Origin of the sequence: Bradyrhizobium sp. HKCCYLRH2047 (assembly GCF_051168175.1) — a bacterium.
GTDB lineage: Bacteria > Pseudomonadota > Alphaproteobacteria > Rhizobiales > Xanthobacteraceae > Bradyrhizobium.
Genome location: NZ_JBNPUM010000004.1, coordinates 419,138 through 441,351 on the forward strand (window position 1 = coordinate 419,138; position 22,214 = coordinate 441,351).

At 66.8% G+C, this 22,214-nt stretch carries 12 protein-coding genes; 9 read left to right on the forward strand and 3 right to left on the reverse strand.

The annotated features are described in order from the left end of the window. Positions 1 to 144: 144 nt before the first annotated feature. Genes ACQR1D_RS12265 through ACQR1D_RS12275 form a run of 3 tightly spaced genes read left to right on the forward strand, consistent with a single transcriptional unit; the run spans position 145 to position 12,303 of the window. Complete coding sequence (locus ACQR1D_RS12265; protein WP_434838294.1) at positions 145 to 8,082, forward strand: hypothetical protein; 7,938 nt, start codon at positions 145 to 147, stop codon at positions 8,080 to 8,082. Further along, positions 8,082 to 11,348: a hypothetical protein gene (locus ACQR1D_RS12270; protein WP_434838293.1), complete on the forward strand. Its 3,267-nt coding sequence runs from the start codon at positions 8,082 to 8,084 to the stop codon at positions 11,346 to 11,348. Before ACQR1D_RS12265 ends, ACQR1D_RS12270 begins: the two co-directional genes overlap by 1 nt. After that, positions 11,302 to 12,303, forward strand: coding sequence for a glycosyltransferase family 9 protein (locus tag ACQR1D_RS12275; protein ID WP_434894121.1), 1,002 nt, complete (start codon positions 11,302 to 11,304; stop codon positions 12,301 to 12,303). The genes ACQR1D_RS12270 and ACQR1D_RS12275 overlap by 47 nt, the downstream gene beginning before the upstream one ends. On the opposite strand, the gene ACQR1D_RS12280 is transcribed toward ACQR1D_RS12275, so the two are convergent. Genes ACQR1D_RS12280 through ACQR1D_RS12290 form a run of 3 tightly spaced genes read right to left on the reverse strand, consistent with a single transcriptional unit; the run spans position 12,242 to position 15,431 of the window. Then, positions 12,242 to 13,276 (reverse strand): class II aldolase/adducin family protein, encoded by a 1,035-nt coding sequence (locus ACQR1D_RS12280; RefSeq protein ID WP_434838291.1) that lies wholly within the window; start codon positions 13,274 to 13,276, stop codon positions 12,242 to 12,244. The two genes, ACQR1D_RS12275 and ACQR1D_RS12280, sit on opposite strands and share 62 nt — an antisense overlap. 14 nt (positions 13,277 to 13,290) lie before the next feature. Then, positions 13,291 to 14,160, reverse strand: a complete 870-nt coding sequence (locus ACQR1D_RS12285; protein ID WP_434838290.1) for a TIGR01459 family HAD-type hydrolase — start codon at positions 14,158 to 14,160, stop codon at positions 13,291 to 13,293. Then, on the reverse strand, positions 14,157 to 15,431 hold the full coding sequence (locus ACQR1D_RS12290) for an FGGY-family carbohydrate kinase (RefSeq protein WP_434838289.1): 1,275 nt from the start codon (positions 15,429 to 15,431) through the stop codon (positions 14,157 to 14,159). Before ACQR1D_RS12290 ends, ACQR1D_RS12285 begins: the two co-directional genes overlap by 4 nt. A gap of 180 nt (positions 15,432 to 15,611) precedes the next feature. Here ACQR1D_RS12290 and ACQR1D_RS12295 point away from each other — a divergent pair, with 180 nt between their 5' ends. The 6 genes from ACQR1D_RS12295 (at position 15,612) to ACQR1D_RS12320 (ending at position 22,214) form a co-directional block, all read left to right on the forward strand. Beyond that, a complete protein-coding gene (locus tag ACQR1D_RS12295) occupies positions 15,612 to 16,601 on the forward strand; it encodes a sugar-binding transcriptional regulator (RefSeq protein WP_315804181.1) in 990 nt (329 codons plus the stop codon). A gap of 38 nt (positions 16,602 to 16,639) precedes the next feature. Then, positions 16,640 to 18,079 (forward strand): extracellular solute-binding protein, encoded by a 1,440-nt coding sequence (locus ACQR1D_RS12300; protein WP_315804166.1) that lies wholly within the window; start codon positions 16,640 to 16,642, stop codon positions 18,077 to 18,079. Between the two features lie 104 nt (positions 18,080 to 18,183). Beyond that, a complete protein-coding gene (locus ACQR1D_RS12305) occupies positions 18,184 to 19,110 on the forward strand; it encodes a carbohydrate ABC transporter permease (RefSeq protein ID WP_315804165.1) in 927 nt (308 codons plus the stop codon). Positions 19,111 to 19,121: 11 nt separating this feature from the next. Next, positions 19,122 to 19,979: a carbohydrate ABC transporter permease gene (locus ACQR1D_RS12310; protein ID WP_315804164.1), complete on the forward strand. Its 858-nt coding sequence runs from the start codon at positions 19,122 to 19,124 to the stop codon at positions 19,977 to 19,979. Positions 19,980 to 19,985: 6 nt separating this feature from the next. Beyond that, the gene (locus ACQR1D_RS12315) at positions 19,986 to 21,089 is read left to right on the forward strand and encodes an ABC transporter ATP-binding protein (protein WP_315804163.1); all 1,104 of its coding nucleotides are present in this window, start codon (positions 19,986 to 19,988) and stop codon (positions 21,087 to 21,089) included. 15 nt (positions 21,090 to 21,104) lie between these two features. After that, complete coding sequence (locus ACQR1D_RS12320; protein WP_315804180.1) at positions 21,105 to 22,214, forward strand: ABC transporter ATP-binding protein; 1,110 nt, start codon at positions 21,105 to 21,107, stop codon at positions 22,212 to 22,214.

A 22,214-nucleotide genomic window follows, 5' to 3' on the forward strand; every position in this document is an offset into this window, starting at 1 on the left:
GGGGGAATCCGCAAGAGTGTCTTGGGTTTGTCAGGGCGACCGCCGAGCGGCGGACGCTCAACGGTCTCGGCTGGATTGGGGTCGGCCGGTCGCCGTCGGATGTCCGGCTGGCGATCGAGTCGAGAGTGAAGAGCGGAGTTGGAGTTGAGCAGCTGCTACAGCAGACTGGGGCTGTTGGCGCGAGCCTCGCACCGCATGGTGCAGTGGCTGCTCGCCTGTGTGCTGCTCACTCTGGTGTTGGCAGGGCACGCTGCCGCGCAGAGCTCATTCGATCACGTCTCGACCGGGTTTCCGCTGACCGGAAGCCATGTCGGCGTGGAGTGCTCGTCCTGTCACGTCGGCGGGCGGTTCAAGGGCACGCAGACGCAGTGCGCCAGTTGCCACAACGGCGCGCAGACGGCGGGCATGTCCGTCAATCACCCGATGACCACGCGGCGCTGTGAGAGCTGCCATCAGACTTCGACATGGAAGGACGTCCGGGCGATCGATCATACCCAGGCGAAGGCGTCATGTACGACCTGCCACAACGGTGTGATGGCACGGGGCAAGTCGAAGAATCATATCACGACCGCAGCGCCATGCGATGTGTGCCACAGGTCGACGGCGAGTTTTCGCATCAGAATGAAGATGGACCACGCCGGCATCGTCGCCGGTTGTGCCAACTGTCACAACGGGACGACCGCGCGCGGCAAGTCCAGCAATCATCTCCAGACCAATCTGCCTTGCGAGTCCTGTCACACCAGCACGGCCAGCTTCGGCGGCGCGGCCTTCAAGCATGCCGCGACCGACACCAACTGCGCGACCTGTCACAACGGCAAGACGGCGCAGGGGATGACCACGCCGCCGCACATCCCGACCGGGACGCTGCAATGCTCGAACTGCCACAGCAACACCGCGGCGAGCTTTACCACCTACACCATGAACCACGCCGCGGTGGCGACCGCGCGCTGCGACAGCTGCCACAACGGCAACTACACCGGCCAGGGTACCAAGGGCGCACTCGGCACCGCGTCGTATCCGAACCACGTTGCCACTGGCGGGGCGGACTGCGTCAGCTGTCACGCCAAGGCGGCGAGCGGCGGCTTCACCAGCTGGGGCGGTGCGGCGTTCAAGCATGCCGCGACCGACACCAACTGCGCGACCTGCCACAACGGCAGGACGGCGCTGGGGATGACGACACCACCACACATCCCGACCGGGACGTTGCAATGCTCGAACTGTCACACCAACTCGGCGGCGAGCTTCACGACCTACACCATGAACCACGCCGCGGTGGCGACCGCGCGCTGCGACAGCTGCCACAACGGCAACTTCACCGGCCAGGGCACCAAAGGTGCCATGAGCACCGCGTCATACCCGAACCACGTCGCCACCGGCGGCGCCGACTGCGTCAGCTGTCACGCCAAGGCGGCCTCGGGCGGCTTCACCAGCTGGGGCGGCGCGGCGTTTGCTCACAAGGCCACCGACACCAATTGCTCCACCTGCCACAACGGCAAGACGGCGCTGGGCATGACCACGCCGCCGCACATCCCGACCGGCACGCTGCAGTGCTCGAACTGCCACAGCAACACCGCGGCGAGCTTTGCCACCTACACCATGAACCACGCCGCGGTGGCGACGGCGCGCTGTGACAGCTGCCACAACGGCAGCTACACCGGCCAGGGTACCAAGGGGGCGCTCGGCACCGCGTCGTACCCGAACCACGTCGCCACTGGCGGGGCGGACTGCGTCAGTTGTCATGCCAAGGCGGCCTCGGGCGGCTTCACCAGCTGGGGCGGCGCCGCGTTCAAGCATGCCGCGACCGACACCAACTGCGCGACCTGCCACAACGGCAAGACGGCGCAGGGGATGACCACGCCGCCACATATCCCGACCGGGACGCTGCAGTGCTCGAACTGCCACAGCAACACCGCGGCGAGCTTTGCCACCTACACCATGAACCACGCCGCGGTGGCGACGGCGCGCTGCGACAGCTGCCACAACGGCAACTACACCGGCCAGGGCAGCAAGGGGGCGCTGGGCACGGCGTCGTATCCGAACCATGTCGCCACCGGCGGTGCCGACTGCGTCAGCTGTCACAGCAAGGCAGCGAGTGGCGGCTTCACGAGCTGGGGCGGCGCGGCGTTCAAGCATGCCGCCACCGACACCAACTGCGCGACCTGCCACAACGGCAAGACGGCGATGGGGATGACCACGCCGCCGCACATTCCGACCGGCACGCTGCAGTGCTCCAACTGCCACAGCAACACCGCCGCGAGCTTCACGACCTACACCATGAACCACGCCGCGGTGGCGACCGCGCGCTGCGACAGTTGCCACAACGGCAGCTTCACCGGCCAAGGCACCAAGGGGGCGCTGGGCACGGCGTCGTATCCGAACCATGTCGCCACCGGCGGTGCCGACTGCGTCAGCTGTCACAGCAAGGCAGCGAGTGGCGGCTTCACCAGCTGGGGCGGTGCGGCCTTCAAGCATGCCGCGACCGACACCAACTGCGCGACCTGCCACAACGGCAAGACGGCGCAGGGCATGACCACGCCGCCGCACATCCCGACCGGGACGCTGCAGTGCTCGAACTGCCACAGCAACACCGCGGCGAGCTTTGCCACCTACACCATGAACCACGCGGCGGTGGCGACGGCGCGCTGCGACAGCTGTCACAACGGCAACTACACCGGCCAGGGCACCAAGGGGGCGCTCGGCACCGCGTCGTATCCGAACCACGTCGCCACCGGCGGCGCCGACTGCGTCAGTTGCCATGCCAAGGCGGCCTCGGGCGGCTTCACCAGCTGGGGCGGCGCGGCGTTTGCTCACAAGGCCACCGACACCAATTGCTCCACCTGCCACAACGGCAGGACGGCGCAGGGCATGACGACGCCGCCGCACATCCCGACCGGGACGCTGCAATGCTCCAACTGCCACAGCAACACCGCCGCGAGCTTCACGACCTACACCATGAACCACGCCGCGGTCGCGACCGCGCGCTGCGATAGCTGTCACAACGGCAGCTACACCGGCCAGGGTACCAAGGGGGCGCTGGGCACGGCGTCATATCCGAACCACGTCGCCACCGGCGGGGCGGACTGCGTCAGTTGCCATGCCAAGGCGGCGAGCGGCGGCTTCACCAGCTGGGGCGGTGCGGCCTTCAAGCATGCCGCGACCGACACCAACTGCGCGACCTGCCACAACGGCAAGACGGCGCAGGGCATGACCACGCCGCCGCACATCCCGACCGGCACGCTGCAGTGCTCCAACTGTCACACCAACACCGCGGCGAGCTTTGCCACCTACACCATGAACCACGCCGCAGTGGCGACGGCACGCTGCGACAGCTGTCACAACGGCAGCTTCACCGGCCAGGGCACCAAGGGAGCCATGGGTACGGCGTCGTACCCGAACCACGTCGCCACCGGCGGCGCCGACTGCGTCAGCTGCCACGCCAAGGCGGCCTCGGGCGGCTTCACCAGCTGGGGCGGTGCGGCCTTCAAGCATTCCGCGACCGACACCAACTGCGCGACCTGTCACAACGGCAAGACGGCGTTGGGCATGACCACGCCGCCGCACATCCCGACCGGGACGCTGCAATGCTCGAACTGCCACAGCAGCACCGCGGCGAGCTTTACCACCTACACCATGAACCACGCCGCGGTGGCGACCGCGCGCTGCGACAGCTGCCACAACGGCAACTACACCGGCCAGGGCACCAAGGGCGCACTCGGCACCGCTTCGTACTCGAACCACGTCGCTACCGGCGGAGCCGACTGCGTCAGTTGTCATGCCAAGGCGGCGAGCGGCGGCTTCACCAGCTGGGGCGGCGCCGCGTTCAAGCATGCCGCGACTGACACCAGCTGCGCCACCTGCCACAACGGCAAGACGGCGCAGGGCATGACGACACCGCCGCACATCCCGACCGGCACGCTGCAATGCTCCAACTGCCACAGCAACACCGCGGCGAGCTTCACGACCTACACCATGAACCACGCCGCGGTGGCGACGGCGCGCTGCGACAGCTGCCACAACGGCAACTACACCGGCCAGGGCACCAAGGGGGCGCTCGGCACCGCGTCGTATCCGAACCACGTCGCGACCGGCGGAGCCGACTGCGTCAGCTGTCACGCCAAGGCGGCGAGCGGCGGCTTCACCAGCTTCGGCGGCGCGGCCTTCAAGCATGCCGCGACCAACACCAGCTGCGCGACCTGTCACAACGGCAGGACGGCGATGGGGATGACGACACCACCACACATCCCGACCGGGACGTTGCAATGCTCGAACTGCCACAGCAACACCGCGGCGAGCTTTGCCACCTACACCATGAACCACGCCGCGGTGGCGACCGCGCGCTGCGACAGCTGCCACAACGGCAACTACACCGGCCAGGGCACCAAGGGCGCACTCGGCACCGCGTCGTATCCGAACCATGTCGCCACCGGCGGCGCCGACTGCGTCAGCTGTCACGCCAAGGCGGCGAGCGGCGGCTTCACCAGCTGGGGCGGCGCCGCGTTCAAGCATGCCGCCACCGACACCAACTGCGCGACCTGCCACAACGGCAAGACGGCGCAGGGCATGACCACGCCGCCGCACATTCCGACCGGCACGCTGCAGTGCTCGAACTGCCACACCAACACCGCGGCGAGCTTCACGACCTACACCATGAACCACGCCGCGGTGGCGACGGCACGCTGCGACAGCTGTCACAACGGCAGCTTCACCGGGCAGGGCACCAAGGGAGCGCTGGGCACCGCGTCGTACCCGAACCACGTCGCCACCGGCGGCGCCGACTGCGTCAGCTGTCACGCCAAGGCGGCCTCGGGCGGCTTCACCAGCTGGGGCGGCGCGGCGTTTGCTCACAAGGCCACCGACACCAATTGCTCCACCTGCCACAACGGCAAGACGGCGTTGGGCATGACCACGCCGCCGCACATCCCGACCGGCACGCTGCAGTGCTCGAACTGCCACAGCAACACCGCGGCGAGCTTTGCCACCTACACCATGAACCACGCCGCGGTGGCGACCGCGCGCTGCGACAGTTGCCACAACGGCAGCTTCACCGGTCAGGGCACCAAGGGGGCGCTGGGCACGGCGTCGTATCCGAACCATGTCGCCACCGGCGGTGCCGACTGCGTCAGCTGTCACAGCAAGGCAGCGAGTGGCGGCTTCACGAGCTGGGGCGGCGCGGCGTTCAAGCATGCCGCCACCGACACCAACTGCGCGACCTGCCACAACGGCAAGACGGCGATGGGGATGACCACGCCGCCACATATCCCGACCGGGACGCTGCAGTGCTCGAACTGCCACAGCAACACCGCGGCGAGCTTTGCCACCTACACCATGAACCACGCCGCGGTGGCGACCGCGCGCTGCGATAGCTGCCACAACGGCTCCTACACCGGCCAAGGCACCAAGGGGGCGCTTGGCACCGCTTCGTACCCGAACCACGTCGCTACCGGCGGAGCCGACTGCGTCAGTTGTCATGCCAAGGCGGCGAGCGGCGGCTTCACCAGCTGGGGCGGTGCGGCGTTCAAGCATGCCGCGACTGACACCAGCTGCGCGACCTGCCACAACGGCAAGACCGCGCAGGGCATGACCACGCCGCCGCACATCCCGACCGGCACGCTGCAATGCTCCAACTGCCACAGCAACACCGCCGCGAGCTTCACGACCTACACCATGAACCACGCCGCGGTCGCGACCGCGCGCTGCGATAGCTGTCACAACGGCAGCTACACCGGCCAGGGTACCAAGGGCGCAATCGGAACCGCGTCGTATCCGAACCACGTTGCCACTGGCGGGGCGGATTGCGTCAGTTGCCATGCTAAGGCGGCCTCGGGCGGCTTCACCAGCTGGGGCGGCGCGGCGTTTGCTCACAAGGCCACCGACACCAACTGCGCGACCTGTCACAACGGCAAGACGGCGCAGGGCATGACCACGCCGCCGCACATCCCGACCGGGACGCTGCAATGCTCCAACTGTCACACCAACACCGCGGCGAGCTTTGCCACCTACACCATGAACCACGCCGCAGTGGCGACGGCACGCTGCGACAGCTGTCACAACGGCAGCTTCACCGGCCAGGGCACCAAGGGAGCCATGGGTACGGCGTCGTATCCGAACCACGTCGCCACCGGCGGCGCCGACTGCGTCAGTTGTCACAGCAAGGCCGCCAGCGGCGGATATGTGAGCTGGGGCGGCGCGGCGTTCACCCACTCCGCGGCCAACACCAATTGCTCAGCCTGCCACAATGGTTCGAGCGCGAAAGGCCTGACCACCCCGCCGCATATTCCGGTGACGGGCGTGCAGTGCTCGAACTGCCACAGCAACACCGCGGCGAGCTTCGCGACCTACACCATGAGCCATGCTGCCGTGCATGCCACGCGCTGCGACAGCTGTCACAACGGCTCGTATCGCAGCCAGGGCCGCAGGGGTGCGCAGGGGCCGGATCATAGCGCGAAGTCGCAGGATTGCGGCTGCTGCCACGTGCGCGCCGCCGCCAACTTTTCCACCTGGGACGACGACCCGCAGAAGCCGGCAGCAGGCTGCTCCACGACGGCGCGGTCGGTTGTTCCGGCTCAGGCGCCGGCCGTCAAGGCGGTGACGCCGGCCTCGACCGCCAACCGGACGATGACGGCAGCACCGAATCCCGATGCAGCACCCGGTACGAGCGCTGCACCGGCTGCATCTCAGGCCGGCGCTGCCGCCAAGCCTGCCGCGCCATCCAGTTCGACGCTCCTGTTCAGCAGCAAGCCGCTGGCGAACACGGCTGCGCCGTCGACGGCCCCGACAGCGGGGTCCGAAGCAGGGGCCTCCGCCGGTTCGTCCGGTTCCTCCAAGCCCGACAGTTCGGCCAAAGCTGGCGGCGCGGCGGCGTCCGTGCCGCAGCTGTTGGGCACGCCGCCCCGGATGACATCCGCGACATCGCCGCTCTCGCCGAATGATCCCCGCGGCAGGCTCTTGCCTCCAACCGATACGGGCAGCGACTCGCCGGAAGCGAAGAATGCCGGTCGGCTTCCGTCGCTGCTGCCGACGTTCAATCCGAGGGCAGGGCTTGCCGGATCGAGCACCACGGAGGCCGGTTCCAGATTCAATCACATGACGGCGCAAGGGCCATGCGCATCCTGCCATAACGGAATGACCGCGCCTGGCAAACCGCCGAAGCACGTCGCAACCGCTGCGCCGTGTGAGACCTGTCACAAGAGCACGACGACGTTCAGCGGCGCCCGGTTCAGCCATACTGGAACGACGGCGGCCTGCGCGAGCTGCCACAACGGCATGGCCGCGAGCGGCAAGCCGCAGAAGCACGTGGTCACCAGCGCGCCCTGTGAGACCTGCCACAAGAGCACGACGACGTTCAGCGGCGCCCGCTTCAGCCACACCGGCACGATGGCGGCCTGCGCGAGCTGTCACAACGGCATGGCCGCGACGGGCAAGCCGCAGAAGCACGTCACGACGAATGCGCCGTGCGAGACCTGCCACAAGAGCACGACGACGTTCAGCGGCGCCCGCTTCAGCCACACCGGCACGATGGCGGCCTGTGCGAGCTGCCACAACGGCATGGCCGCGAGCGGCAAGCCCCAGAAGCACGTGGTCACCAGCGCGCCATGCGAAAGCTGCCACAAGAATACCGTGTCGTTCTCGGGCGCGCGGATGGATCACACCAGCCTGACTGCGCCGTGCGCCAGCTGTCACAACGGCTCCAACGCCACAGGAAAGTCGCCGAAGCACTTCGTGACCAACGTCCCCTGCGAGAGCTGCCACCGGACGGTGAGCTGGAGCTCGGTCAATTACCGGCATATGTCGGCGAGCTATCCGAACCATAGCGCGGCCATCGGCTGCACCGCCTGCCACAGCGGCAACTCGCAGGCCGTTCTGTTCAAGTTCGCGGCCTACAAGCCCGACTGCGCCGCCTGCCACGCCAGTGATTTCCGCCCGCAGCAGCACGCCAAGCTCGTGAAGCCGGCGCCGATGGACTACACCGTCGCCGAGCTCAAGGACTGCACAGGCGCATGCCATATCTATGCTGACAAGTCGCAGACCACCATCGTCACCCGCCGCCAGCGGCAGCACCGGGTCAATGGAGGTGGCTGGTGATGCGCGGCTGCTTCAGACAAGCCGCGGCAGCGAGGTCGGCGGGATGGCTGATCGGTCTGCTGGCCGGCTTGCTCGCAATCCTGCTCGACGGGGTCTTTGGCGTTGCACCGGCCCAGCCGGTCATCGATCAGTTCGTCGCCAATGCAAATGCCACGACGATCGGAAACTGCAGCCTTCTGCGGGTCAATTTTCACGTTCGTGTCCGCTACACCGGGCATTTCCCGCTCGACCAAGGCAGCCAGCTCAGCGTCTCGCTGCAATTGGTCGACCGGGACGCCATCATGGCGCGGCGCCTGGTCAGGCGCGAAGGCGTGCGTGTCGACAATGCCCAGGGCTCCGGCCTCCAGGACGTCTATCTGACGCTCGATCAGAACAGGGGACCGATCCTCGTCGTCCAGTTTGCCAGCGAGTTCACCTATCAGATCGTCCAATCCGGCAGCTTCGAGCAGGTGGCGATCGTGGTGGCCCGAAAGGGTCCGGTGTCGGCGTGCAAGGTGAAGGCCCTGGTGCCGAGCGTAGCCGCCCCGGATGCGCCGAAACCGGTTGCGGTCCCCGGTGCGGCGGCGTCGGTCCGCAACGACAATCGCACGACGCAGCAGGCGTCCGCGGCGGACATCCGGTTTGCGGAGGCCTCGATGGACGAGGCGCGCGCGTCGATCAAGAAAGGCAATTTCAGCGCTGCGATCGATCTCCTGCGAAAGGTGCTGAAACTCCCCGAGAACGGCTCGAGCGCCGAGGCGCAGGAGCTGCTCGGCGTGGCGCGGCAGAAGGCCGGCCAGACCGCTGCCGCGCAGGCGGAATATGAAGACTATCTGCGCCGCTATCCGAGCGGCGAGGGCGCCGAGCGGGTGAGGCAGCGGCTTGCCGCGCTTCTCACCGCGACCAGCAGCGCGCCGGCGCGGCCGCGCGACATGCCTTCCGTCACGCCCGACGGCGGAGACATGGGGGCAGGCATGTCGACCAAGGCGGCAGGGCCGAACGGGGACACCCGCTGGTCGATGTCGGGCAGCCTCTCGACCACCTTCATCACCAACGACACGACCAGCGCCGTCAAGGACAGGGCGATTGCGCCGAACCCGAATGCGGATCCCGACGCGCACCGGGTGCATCAGAACACGCTGCTGACCAATTTTGACTTTCTCGGTACCGCCGACAACGACCGCATCAGGACCAAGTTCAGGCTGGCGTTCACCCATGAGCGCCAGTTCGATACCGGGAACGACAAATACGGCGTCTCGACCGCGCAGGTCGATTACACGCTGAAGGAGGCCGACGTGACGCTGCGCGTCGGACGGCAATCCCGCAACACCGGCGGCGTGATCGGCCGCTTCGACGGCGCGGTGCTGAGCTGGCAGAAGAGCCCGGGGCTGCGCTTGAACGTGCTCGCGGGCTCGCCGAACTGGAGCCGCTTCGACGCACCGTTCAAGGATGGCAAGACGCTCTATGGCGCAAGCATCGACTTCGGCAAGATCCTGGGTGGCCTCGAGACCACGGTCTACCTGATCACGCAATACGACCGCAACATCGTCGACCGCCAGGCCATCGGCGCCGAATTCCGCTATTTCGACGCCAACAAGTCGCTGCTCGGCCTGATCGACTACGACACGCATTTCCGCGCGCTCAATGCCGCCGTGTTCTCGGGAACGTATACGTTCGAGGACAAGTCGGTGGTCAACGCCTCGTTCGATTATCGAAGAGTGCCATTTCTCTCGACCTGGAATGCGCTGCAGGGGCAGCCCTTCCTCACCCTCTACGACATGATGAAGTTCAATACCGCGGGCGAGATCAGGCAGCTCGCGATCGACCGGACGCCGACGTTCCAGTCGGCGATGGTGAGCTACTCGCGGCCATTGAATGAGACTTGGCAGGTTGCTGCCGATGCCACGGTGACCAACCTGACCGGCACGCTGCCGTCCGGCGGCGTCGACGGCACGCCGGCGAGCGGCCTCGAATATTATCTGTCGGCCCAGCTGACCGGGAACGGCATCATCAAGCCGGGCGATCTGTTCATGGGTGCGCTGCGCTACGCGAGCCTGGCGGACTCCAAGTTCTACGTTCTCGATCTTGCCACGCGCTATCCGATCACGCCCGATCTCGCCATCAGCCCGCGGCTGCGGGCGGGGTACAGGTCCGGGACCCGGACCGACCTGAAGGAGTACACGGTTCTGCCGTCGCTGCTGGTCAGCTATCTCTGGTCGAAGGAGATCAGCCTGGAAACGGAGATCGGCTATCGGTTCGTCGACAGCACGCTCGCCAACGTCAAGACGACGACCAAGGACCTGTTCGCGACGGTCACGTTGCGGCGCGATTTCAACGCCGACGGTGTCACGAAGTGCAACGCCTCGATCGTCAGTTGCGCCTGGGCCAGGCCTGCAGCGTTGCAGGGCGGGCAGGGGGCAGGCTCGGGCGACATGCCGCTGCAATCGCGCGCGTCGATCCTGCCGTCCTACATGCTGGAGACCGGTGTGCGCTACTGGTTCAGCTCCGGGCAGAATCGCTACCGCTATTTCGCCGATCAGGCTGCGACGCTTCAGGTCTCCCGGCTCGCCTATGGCGGTATGACCGGGCACAGCGGCGAGATGTTCTTCAGGATCGATGCGCTCGACGGTCCGTTCACCAACATGTTTCTGAAGGGCTATATAGGGGCGGGCAAGATCAGCTCGGGTACGCTCGTCGACGAGGACTTCGCTCCGTTCGTCAATCCGTCGTCCAAGACCGTCAGCAGCGTGGGCGGGGGGCTGCAATATGCAAATCTCGATGTCGGTTTCAACCTGCTGGAGACCGAACGCTTCCGGCTCGGCGCCTTCGTCGGCTATCAATATTGGACGGAGACGGTGGATGCTCGCGGCTGCACCCAGGTGGGCGGCAATCCGACGATCTGCGCTCCTGCGCTGGGGCCTGGCGTCAAGGTGGTGACCGAGCAGGATCGCTGGCATAGCGGACGGGCCGGTGTCTCCCTCGACACGCGGCTGTCGGACCGGCTGAGCTGGCAGGCGGAGGCCGCCTATGTCTGGACCTCGCAGAATGCGATCGATACACACTATTTCACGTTCGGGCGCGATCCTGCCTCGGGGCAAGGAACCGGCTTCCAGGCCGAGACCGTGCTGAACTACCAGCTGACCGACAATTTCCGCATCGGCATCGGTGGACGGTGGTGGCATCTCAGCACCAATGCCGTCGATTCGTTCAACCAGGTCCTGAGATATACGACGGAGCGTTATGGCGTCTTCCTCCAGGGCTCCTACCAGTTCAATCGGGCAAAATAGCCGGCCGGAGGCGTCCAATCATGAACGACCGGACGGCCATCCGGCCTTCGCGGGACAAACCATCATCATCGCCGCCGATGAAGGACTGGGTGATACGATCCAGTTCGTCCGCTACGTGCCGATGGTCGCAGCGCTGGGCGCGCGCGTGATCCTCGCCGTTCAAGAGTCGTTGCTTCCGCTGTTGTCGAACATGCCAGGCATTTCGCAGTGTGTTCCTGTCGCGGAGGCCAGCGAACTTGCGGGAGTGGATGTCCAGTGTCCGATCATGAGCCTGCCGCTTGCCTTTCGGACGACACTGGCCACGATTCCAGCGCCGGTGTCCTATTTGCCGGCGCCTGATCCGGATCGGATCCAACTCTGGCAGGAGCGCCTTGGCACCCCGGAGAAATTGCGGATCGGCCTGGTCTGGTCAGGCAATCCCAACCACCTCGACGACCACAATCGTTCCATCCCATTGCGCATGTTTTCCAGCCTGCTCCGCGAGGATGCGGCGTTCATCAGCCTGCAGAAGGAGCCGAAGGCCGAAGACAAGGCCGTGCTCCAGGAGGCGAGCGGGATCGTGGACCTGTCGGGTCTACTTGCCGATTTCGCCGATACCGCCGCGCTGATCTCATGTCTGGATCTCGTGATCACGGTCGATACCAGTGTCGCTCATCTCGCCGGCGCGCTTGGCTGTCCGACCTGGACGCTCCTGTCGTACACGCCGGACTATCGCTGGCTGCTCGATCGTGACGACAGCGTCTGGTACCCGCGCATGCGCCTGTTCCGTCAGCGCGAAAGGCGCGATTGGCGCGAGGTCATCGATCAGGTCGGAGATGCGCTTCGTGAACGGATCGTGGCGAGGGCGTCGTCCCCCCCGGTCTCTAGCGATGATCGCGTGGTCCTCCGCCGCTTCAATTCGACGACTGGCGGCTTGCCGTCAGTTGCTGGCGGTAACGTTCGGCGTCCCAGTTGAGCAGCAACTGCTCGTGCTGCGACGAGAGATAGCCGATATCGGCCGATAGCGGCAGGCGGCTGGTCACGAGCGCGAGGCAGCTCAGCATGGCCTCGGCGCCCGGGCTGGCGTCGCTGCGGATGATGGCACCGAGACCCGGCGCGAGCGCTGCGACGGGCGCGGGCAGGCGGCTCGCTTTGGCGCGCGCGAGCAGCGTGGCGAGGTCGCTGGCGCTCTCGATCGTCGGCAGGCCCGGGCCGAGAAACACGACGTGGTCCGGATACAATGAGCCGCCGGTCGCGATGGCGCGGTTGAACGGATCGGTGGCGATGCCGTGGCTACCAGCATCGTGCGGCAGGCGATAGGCGGTGCCGGCGCACAGACGGCGCAAGGCCGCTGCGTCGGCAGCAAGCGCCGGGCGTACCGGCAGCGCCAGCCGGTGCTCGACGTCATGGACCAGCGCCTCGGCCTGATCGCAGCTCTCGGCACCGACGACGAGGCCGTGATTGCCGAGGATCAGCACGTCGATGCGCTCGCGCGCGACGATGGCGCTCACCGCGCGCGCCAGCGGCAGCCCGGGATGAAAGTAGTCGAGATGGCGCCAGGCGAGCCCGTCCAGCCGGGCCGCAAAGTCATCGCGCGCATCGCGCCGCGCCGCCCAGGCGATGGTGTTGACGGCATGGACGTGCAGCACGACCCGGTGCGGCAGCAGCGCGTGCAGCGCCGTCTCGATCGAGGCGCGCAAGTGGCCGGGAGCGGCCAGCGGAATGCGTTCGTCGTCAGCGGCGAGCGCATCGCGCGCCGCAGGCAGCAGAACAGGCACGAAGATGTCCTTCGCGTCGGCGTCGGCAAGCCAGGTGCCGGACGCCTTCACCCACAGCACGTCATCCCGCTTGAGCGAGGAGTTGCCGCCGGCGCCTTGCACCAGCTCGATGTTGCGGCCGACCCGCGCCGACATCCGGCGCAACTCATGAAGCTCGGCAGGCTGGCGCATCTCGCGTCTCCTTCTCACCACGACAGGTGCTGCATCGTCCAGTTCGGCATGCGGCCGGGCGAAGCCGCGAGCTTGCGCGTCGCCGCAGCGAGGTCGGGCGCGCCGGCCAACGTCGTGCGATGCACGCCATCGCCGAGCAGCAGGCTCTGCAAGCCTGTGGCGCGGGCGCCGGCGACGTCATGGTCGAGCGAGTCGCCGATCATCAGCACGCGGTGCGGATCCGGATCGCCGAGCTGCTCCAGCGCGGCCGCGAAGATCGGCCGATATGGCTTGCCGACGAAGCTCACCGGGCCGCCGAGCCACTCATAGGCGCGCGCGAGCGTGCCGGGGGCTGGCACGAGACCGGCCGCACCGAACATCATCAGGTCGGGATTGGCGCAGATCATCGGCACGCCGCGCGCCGCCGCTCCGGTGAAGCGATCGCGCCAGAGGTCCGGCTCGGCGAGGTCGTCGTCGAGGCCGCCGAGCAGGATGAAGTCGGCGTCACGCATGTCCGTCACGAGGACGAGGTCGAGCCCGTCGATCAGCGAGCAATCGCCGCCCCGGGTGATCAGGAAGCAGGCGCTGCCGCAATCGGTGAAGGGCGCGCGGGTGCGGTCGCGCAGGCCGGTCCAGGTCACCTCGCCCGAGGTGAGAATGCCGTCATAGGTCGAGCGCGGCAGGCCGAGCCGGGCAAGGCGCTCGGCATTGGCGCTCGCGCGCTTGCCGGAGTTCGACAGCACCAGGATCTGCTTGCCGGCCTCGCGCAGCCGCAGGACGCAGTCGTGAGCCGCCGGAAGCACGGTCCTGCCGTCATGCAACGTGCCCCATTGATCGAGCAGGACGTGATCGAACCGCTCGGCGATGGCGGACAGGCCGCTGATCTCGCACGCTGCCGCCGTCATTGCGGCGGTCCCTGCAGCGCCAGCAGCGCCGCGCCGTAGCTCGCTTCGGTCTGCGCGGCAACGCTCACGGGCACGCCGACGATGCGCCGGCGGATATCGGTCCAGGCGTCGTTCCGGGCGCCGCCGCCAATGCTGATCACCCGCCGCAGCGCCGGTGCGCCGAGCGCGTGCAGGCGCTGATAGGCGAGCGCCTCGACGCTCGCGATGCCTTCGAGCAGCGCCTGGAAGAAGCGGTGATCCTCGGCCGGGCGCGGCGTGATCTTTGGTGCGAGGGCGGGGTCGGCGATGGGGAAGCGCTCGCCGGGTTTGGGCAGCGGATAGTAGTCGAGCCCGGTGGGCTCGTCCGGGCGCAGCAGCGGGGTCATGCAGGCCATGTCGGCGGCGGTGAAATGCGCGAGCAGCGCGGCGCCACCGGAGTTCGATGCACCCCCGGCGAGCCATTTGTCACCGAGGCGGTGCGAGTAGACACCCTGATCGGCGGCGAAGATCGGCTGCGTCGCGACCAGCTTCACCACTAGCGTGGTGCCGAGCGAGGTCACCGCATCGCCTGGCGTGTCGGCGCCGGTGGCGATGAAGGCGGCGACGCCGTCGGTGGTGCCGGCGACGATGCGCGCCGACGGCGACAGACCGAGCGCGCGCGCGGTCGACGGATCGATGTCGGCGAATGGCGTGCCCGGCACCAGAATGCTCGGCAGCACGTCGCGGGGAACGCCGAGCTGATCGATCCAGCGCGGCCATTCGCGCCTGACGGGATCATAGCCGAGCTTCAGCGCGTTGTTCTCGTCGCTGACGCCGTGGCGGCCGGCGAGGCGTCCGGCGATCCAGTCGGCCTGATGCACGGCGTGCCGCGCGCCGCTGGTGGAGGCGAGCAGATGCAGCAGCTTGGCGAGCGGGCTGCTCGTGCCATGCGCGCCGCTCTCGGGCGGCGCCACCGCGGCGATCCGCCTGGCTTCGTCGACCGCGCGCGCATCGTTGTACATCAGTCCGTGCGAGCGGGGCCGTCCGTCGGCGTCGATCAGCAGCAAGGTGCCCGAGGTGCCGTCGACCGCGATGCGCGCGATGGCGCCGAGATCGACGATCCTGCCGAGCTTGTCGAGCGCTGCGACCGTCGCCTGCCACCACAGCTCGGGATCCTGGTCGACGGCGTTGCAGTCCTGGCGCGGCGCGGCGAGCGGAACTGCGGCTGCGCCCTTGATCTCGCCGCGCGCGTCGACGGCGCAGGCGCGCACACCGCTCGTGCCCACGTCGATGCCGACAAACAACTCCGTCATGCGACCTCATCCCGTTGTGCGCCGGCGAGCATGCCTGTGCTTGCCCGGCGCGTCATCCCTGACGCGCTGCAGCACGTTTGGGGGATTGACGGCCGGATCGCCGTCTGCAATTTTTTGCAAGGTGTGAAGAAATTTGCAAGCAGGCATTCAAGCGTGACGACAGCTTCCGACAGGGCGTCGATGGTGGACGGCGAGGCTTCGCTGGCGACGCGCGCCGCATGGCTGTATTTCGCGGCCGGGCTGACGCAGTCGGAGGTCGCCGATCGGCTCAACATCCAGAGCACGAAGGCGCATCGCCTGATCGCGCGCGCCAGCCGCGAGGGCATGATCCGTGTCTTCGTCGAGGGTCCCGTCGCCGAATGCGTCGCACTTGAGAACGCGCTGGCCGAACGCTACGGGCTCGACTTCTGCCGTGTCGCGCCGGATCTCGGAGAGGGCGACCTGCCGCTGAAGGCGCTGGCGCTGGAGGGCGCGAGCTTCCTGCGCCAGGTGCTGGAGCGCGGCGACGACAAGATCATCGGTGTCGGCCACGGCCGCACGCTCGCGGCCGTGGTGGCGCAACTGCCGCAGACGCCGGCGCGCGACGTGCAGTTCGTGTCGCTGCTCGGTGGCCTGACGCGCAAATTCGCCGCCAATCCGTTCGACGTGATCCATCGCCTGGCCGAGCGCACCGGCGCCGAAGCCTATCTGCTGCCGGTGCCCGTGTTCGCCAACTCCGTCGCCGACCGCCGCGTGCTGATGCAGCAGTTCGGCATTGCCGACGTGTTTGCTCTCGCGCAGAAGGCTTCGCTGCTGTTCGTCGGCATCGGCCAGATCCATGCCGACGGCTTCCTGGTGTCGAGCGGCATGATCAAGCCGGACGAGGTCGTCGAGCTGAAGCGCGCCGGCGCCTGCGCCGACCTGCTCGGGCATTTCTTCAACGCCCAGGGCGAGCTGCTCGATCTCGATCTTTCGGCGCGGGCCACCTCGATGGCCGCTGCCGATCTGAAGAAACACCGCATCGTCGCCATCGGCGGCGGCGAGGCGAAGATCACGGCCCTGCGCGCTGTGCTGCGCAGCGGCTTCCTGAATGGCCTCATCATCGACGAGGCGACCGCTCAGGCATTGGCGACTGACAAGCCGGAGAAGACATCTGGCAACTCCAAGAACAAGAGTCGGAAGGGCAGGTAACGCGAACACGTCTCTACAAGAAACAAAGGGAGGGTTGAATGTACGATCGTGAGAAGAATCTCTTTGCGTCCTATGCCGGCAAGCGCATCAGCCGGCGTGATCTGCTCGACGGTGCCGCCAAGCTCGGCATTGCCGGTGTCGCCGCCAATGCCGCCTTTGCGTCCGCGATGTCGAAGGCGATGGCCGCTGACTTCAATTGGAAGGCGCATAGCGGCAAGACCGTCAAGCTGCTCTTGAACAAGCATCCTTACGTCGATGCGATGATCGGCGACATCGAGGCGTTCAAGAGCCTCACCGGCATGAACGTCACCTACGACATCTTCCCGGAGGACGTCTATTTCGACAAGGTGACGGCGGCGCTGTCGTCGAAGTCCGACCAGTACGACGCCTTCATGACCGGCGCCTACATGACTTGGACCTATGGTCCGGCCGGCTGGATCGAGGACCTCAACACCTACATCAAGGATCCCGCCAAGACCAATCCGGCCTTCGCCTGGGACGACGTGCTGCCCGGCCTGCGGTCGTCGACGGCCTGGGATGGCGTCGCCGGCTCCGAGCTCGGCTCCGGCAAGGCCAAGCAGTGGTGCATTCCGTGGGGCTACGAGCTCAACAACATCACCTATAACCGCAAGATATTCGACAAGGTCGGCGTCAAGCCGCCGAAGAACCTCGACGAGATGCTCGACGTCGCGGCCAAGATCACCAAGGATGCCGGCGGTCCCTACGGCGTCGGTGTGCGCGGCTCGCGCTCCTGGGCCACCATCCATCCGGGCTTCCTATCGGCCTACGCCAATTTCGGCCAGAAGGATTTCGTGATGGAGGGCGGCAAGCTCAAGGCCGCGATGAACACCAAGGCCTCGAAGGACTTCCACGAGAAGTGGGTCAGGATGATCCAGGGCTCGGGCCCCAAGAACTGGTCGACCTACACCTGGTACCAGGTCGGCACTGATCTGGGCGCCGGCGCCTCCGGCATGATCTTCGACGCCGACATTCTCGGCTACTTCATGAACGGCGGCGAGAACAAGGAGCGCGGCAATCTCGGCTACGCGCCGTTTGCAGCCAATCCGGCCGCCAAGGCGCCGACGCCGAACGTCTGGATCTGGTCGCTGGCGATGTCGAGCTTCTCCAAGCAGAAGGATGCGGCCTGGACGTTCATGCAGTGGGCGGCCTCCGTCGAGCATGATCTGTTCGGCGCCCGCAAGATGGACTTCGTCAATCCGGTCCGCGCCTCTGTGTGGAAGGACAGCGAATTCCGCGACCGCATCGCCAAGTCCTATCCCGGCTATCTCGAGCAGCATGACCTCTCGGCACCGGGAGCGAAGATCTACTTCACGGCGCAGCCGCTGTTCTTCGACCTCACGACGGAGTGGGCGGCCTCGCTGCAGAAGATGGTGGCCAAGGAGATCAGCGTCGACGAGGGCCTCGACAAGCTGGCCGAGAGCATCAACCGTCAGTTGAAGCAGGCCGGCCTCGGCTGAGGCTGGACGCGGACTCTCCACGACCACCCGCCGGTCCGGCCGCTCCCCCACGGGCGTCCGGACCGGCCCATCACCGCGAATGTGTGATCACGCCTGTCATGAGCATGGCTGAACTTGTCGAAACCAACGCGGCGCCGCGCCGCGCGAAGAGATGGCGCGGACGGCTGCTGCCATATCTGCTGAGCCTGCCGGCGCTGCTGGTCTGCATCGCCATCCTGGTGCCATTCGTGACCGCGGCGATCTATTCGCTGCAGCGCTACCGGCTCAACCTGCCTTACTTGCGCGGCTTCATCGGTGTCGACAACTACATCGACTTCCTGTCCGATCCTGCGTTCTGGAACACGCTGCGGATCTCGCTCGTCTACACCGCGGTGACCGTGATCGCCGAACTGCTGCTCGGCCTCGGCATCGCGCTCCTGCTGCGGCGGCCGACGCGCTTCCACAACGCCGTCTCGATCATGCTGCTGCTGCCGCTGATGACGGCGCCGGCGATCGCCGCGCTGATGTGGAAGCTGATGACCAATCCGAGCTTCGGCATCCTGTCCTATCTTGTCGGCCTGTTCGGCGCGCACGATTTCAAGTGGGCGTCCGATCCGTCGACCGCGCTGTTCACCGTCGTGCTGGTCGACGTCTGGGTCTACACGCCCTTTATCATGATCCTGCTCTTGGCCGGCCTGCGCTCGCTGCCGCGGCAGCCGTTCGAGGCGGCGGCGCTCGACGGCGTGCCGGCGAGCTTCGTGTTCTTCCGCATCACCCTGCCCATGCTCGCGCCCTACATCATCACGGCGTCGCTGTTCCGGCTGCTCGACTCCATCCAGCAGTTCGACATCGTCTATGCGATGACGCAGGGCGGCCCCGGCGACCGGCTGATGGTGTTCCAGGTGCAGGCTTATCTGGAATTTTTCCAGTACACCAATGTCGGACGCTCGGCGGCGCTTTTGATGATCCTGTGGCTGATCACCAACATCCTGTCGAACATCTTCATCAAGAACTGGCTGCGGCTGCGCGAACGCGCCCACGGTCACGCCTGAGGAGGCCGCCGATGGATCATTCCAGTCTCGCCGGGCGCATCTTCCGCGGCATTGCGCTCTCGCTGGTGCTCGTCTTCTTCATGTTCCCGATCGTCTGGATCCTCATGATGTCGTTCCAGAGCAACGAGCAGATCCTGCGTATCCCGCCGCGCATCCTGTTCGAGCCGACGCTCGCCAATTACGAGGCGCTGATCTCGGGACAGCTCCGTACGGCAGCCGGCAATCTGCAGATCTCGTTCATGCGTAACCTCATGAACAGCTTCATCCTGTCGAGCGCCTCGGTGATCCTGGCGCTGCTGCTCGGCGTGCCCGCGGCCTATGCGTTCGCGCGGTTCAAGTTCCGGCTCGGCGAGACCATCGCCTTCACGCTGCTGTCGTTCCGCTTCGCGCCGCCGCTCCTGGTGCTGCTGCCGCTGTCGCTGTACTACCAGCAGCTCGGCTTGAACGACACGTATTTCGGCATCGTCTGGGTCTACCAGCTGATCGCGCTGCCGCTGATCCTGTGGATCGTGCGCGGCTATTTCGAGGACATCAGCCCCGACATCGAGCATGCCTACCGGCTGGCCGGGCATTCCTGGCGCGAGGCCTTCACGCGCATTGCCGTTCCGTTGGCGGGACCCGGGATCGCGGCGGCGGGCTTGCTGTCCTTCATCTTCTGCTGGAACAATTTCGTGTTCGCGCTGATCCTGGCCTCCGCCGACAAGCAGCCGGTGACGGTCGGGGCGCTCGCCTTCGTGACGGCGTCCGGCATCCAATATGGCCAGATCGCAGCCGCAATCGTGCTGTCGGTGACGCCGACCTTGCTGCTCGCGCTCTATGCGCAGCGCTATCTGGTCGAAGGTCTCTCGCTCGGTGCAGTGAAGGGTTGAGGATACATGGCGCGTCTCGAACTCCAATCGGTCGACAAGAGCTTCGGCGCCGCAAGCTGCGCCAAGGGCGTGTCGCTCGCGGTCGAGCCCGGCGAGATCGTCGCGGTGTTCGGCCCGTCCGGGAGCGGCAAGACCGTGCTGCTGCGCATGATCGCCGGCATGTTCGAGCCTGATGCGGGCGACATCCTGGTCGGGGGCCGTTCGATCGTCGATGCGGCGCCGGAGCAGCGCGGCATCGGCATGGCGTTCCAGAACTTTGCGCTGTTTCCGCATATGAGCGCGCGAGACAACATCGCCAGCGGCCTGCGGGCGACGGGCGCAGCCGATGTCGCGGCGAAGGTTGCGGCGATGAGCCGGCTGTTGAAGATCGAGCACGTGCTCGGCCACAAGCCTCGTGAACTGTCGAACGGCCAGAAGCAGCGCACCGCGCTGGCGCGCGCTCTGATCGGCAATCCTGAGGTGCTGCTGCTCGACGATCCCTTGCGCAACGTCGATGCCAAGCTGCGCTACGAGATGCGGCTGGAGCTGCCGAGCCTGCTGCGCCGGAGCTCTGCGGCGGTGCTTTATGTGACGCAGGATTATCGCGAGGCGATGGCGATCGCCGATCGCATTGCCGTGCTGATCAATGGCCGCCTGGTGCAGGTGGCGCGTCCGGAGGAGATCTATGCGCGGCCGGCGTCGGTTGCGGTGGCGCGGCTGTTCGGCGATCCCAGCATCAATCTCTCGGAGGTCGTGCCGGTGGTGGAGCAGGGCCGGTTGATAGCGGCTATCGCCGGGACGCAGGTCCGGCTCGACGTCGATGATCTGCCGGCGGATGCGCGGGAGCGCTGCTGGCTGGGCGTGCGGCCGGACGATGTCGCGGTGACGCGCCATGGCGGTGAAGGCGCGATCCCCGCACGCACCGTCGCCGTCACCCCGATTCATGAGCGTGCCGTGGTGCTGCTGCGCTTTGCTGACGGATCCGAGTGGCTGGCGGCGCTGGCGCCCGAGGCGCTGGAAGCCGGCGCCGACGAGGACGTGTTCGTGCGGTTCGTGCCTGAAGCGGCGCTGCTGTTCGACCATGCGACGGGAGACCGTATTGGTGTCTTGCCGCGTCGGCAGGCGGCGTGAGGATGTGAGATGGGCATGCTCGAGATCCGCAACGTCGACAAGGTCTATCACAGCCGAGGCAAGGCGCCGGTTCACGCGGTGCGCGCGCTCGACATGGAGGTGAAGGCCGGCGAGATCGTCGCGCTGCTCGGCTCGTCCGGCTGCGGCAAGACCTCGACCTTGCGTATGATCGCCGGCTTCGAGAGTGTGAGCTCTGGATCGATCGCGCTGGCGCAGCGGCCGATCCATGATCTGGCGCCGGCGAAGCGCAGGGTCGCGATGGCGTTCGAAGGCTATTCGCTGTATCCGCCGCTGACGGTGCGCGAGAATATCGCCTTCGCCCTGAAGGCGCAGCAGTTGTCGCGCGTCGAGATCGCCCACCGCGTCGACAGCATCGCCCGCCTGGTCGAGATCGAGGACATTCTCGATCATCATCCGCGCGCGCTCTCCGGCGGCCAGCAGCAGCGGGTGTCGCTGGCACGGGCGCTGGTGCGCGATGCCGACCTTTATCTGCTCGACGAGCCGATGGGCCAGTTGGAGCCGCAATTGCGCGCGGTGCTGCGCGGCCGCATCAAGGGCCTGCTCGCCGAGCGCGGCATGACCGCGATCTTCGTGACCCATGACCAGACCGAGGCGAGCGCGCTCGCTGATCGCATCGCCGTCATGGAGGATGGCGTGCTGCAGCAGTTCGCTGGGGAACGCGAGCTGAAGAACCGTCCGGCCAATCTGTTCGTCGCGAGCTTCATCGGCGAGCCGCCGATGAATCTGCTGGAGACTGTGGTGACGCAGGAGGAAGGCGGGTTCCGCTTGTCTGTCGGCTCCGATGTTGCCTTTCATATTCCCGGGCAGACGTTGGACGTGGCAGGACAGCAGACGCTGGTGCGGACCGATCGGATCAAGGTCGGCATCCGGCCGCAGCGGATCGCGATCGGCAGCGGCGAGGCGCGGCTGCGCGTGGTCTCCAACCAGTGGCTCGGCGATCAGTCGCATATTGCGGGCGAATGCGCCGGTCATCTGCTGGTCGCGGTGACATCGAGCAAGATCGCGGCGCGGCCGGGCGATGTCGTGCCCTGCGCGCTGGAGTCACGCCATCTCCACATTTTCGGCGCCGACGGCATCTGCGTCCGCCACGCGGAGGCGCGCTGA

What these genes read in the sequence shown, in the direction of transcription:
- ACQR1D_RS12310 (WP_315804164.1), top strand. Translation starts at nt 19,122, where the DNA reads ATGGATCATTCCAGTCTCGCCGGGCGCATCTTCCGCGGCATTGCGCTC.
- ACQR1D_RS12305 (WP_315804165.1), top strand. Translation starts at nt 18,184, where the DNA reads ATGGCTGAACTTGTCGAAACCAACGCGGCGCCGCGCCGCGCGAAGAGA.
- ACQR1D_RS12285 (WP_434838290.1), bottom strand. Translation starts at nt 14,160, where the DNA reads ATGACGGCGGCAGCGTGCGAGATCAGCGGCCTGTCCGCCATCGCCGAG.
- ACQR1D_RS12300 (WP_315804166.1), top strand. Translation starts at nt 16,640, where the DNA reads ATGTACGATCGTGAGAAGAATCTCTTTGCGTCCTATGCCGGCAAGCGC.
- ACQR1D_RS12315 (WP_315804163.1), top strand. Translation starts at nt 19,986, where the DNA reads ATGGCGCGTCTCGAACTCCAATCGGTCGACAAGAGCTTCGGCGCCGCA.
- ACQR1D_RS12275 (WP_434894121.1), top strand. Translation starts at nt 11,302, where the DNA reads ATGGCGTCTTCCTCCAGGGCTCCTACCAGTTCAATCGGGCAAAATAGC.
- ACQR1D_RS12290 (WP_434838289.1), bottom strand. Translation starts at nt 15,431, where the DNA reads ATGACGGAGTTGTTTGTCGGCATCGACGTGGGCACGAGCGGTGTGCGC.
- ACQR1D_RS12295 (WP_315804181.1), top strand. Translation starts at nt 15,612, where the DNA reads ATGGTGGACGGCGAGGCTTCGCTGGCGACGCGCGCCGCATGGCTGTAT.
- ACQR1D_RS12270 (WP_434838293.1), top strand. Translation starts at nt 8,082, where the DNA reads ATGCGCGGCTGCTTCAGACAAGCCGCGGCAGCGAGGTCGGCGGGATGG.
- ACQR1D_RS12280 (WP_434838291.1), bottom strand. Translation starts at nt 13,276, where the DNA reads ATGCGCCAGCCTGCCGAGCTTCATGAGTTGCGCCGGATGTCGGCGCGG.
- ACQR1D_RS12320 (WP_315804180.1), top strand. Translation starts at nt 21,105, where the DNA reads ATGCTCGAGATCCGCAACGTCGACAAGGTCTATCACAGCCGAGGCAAG.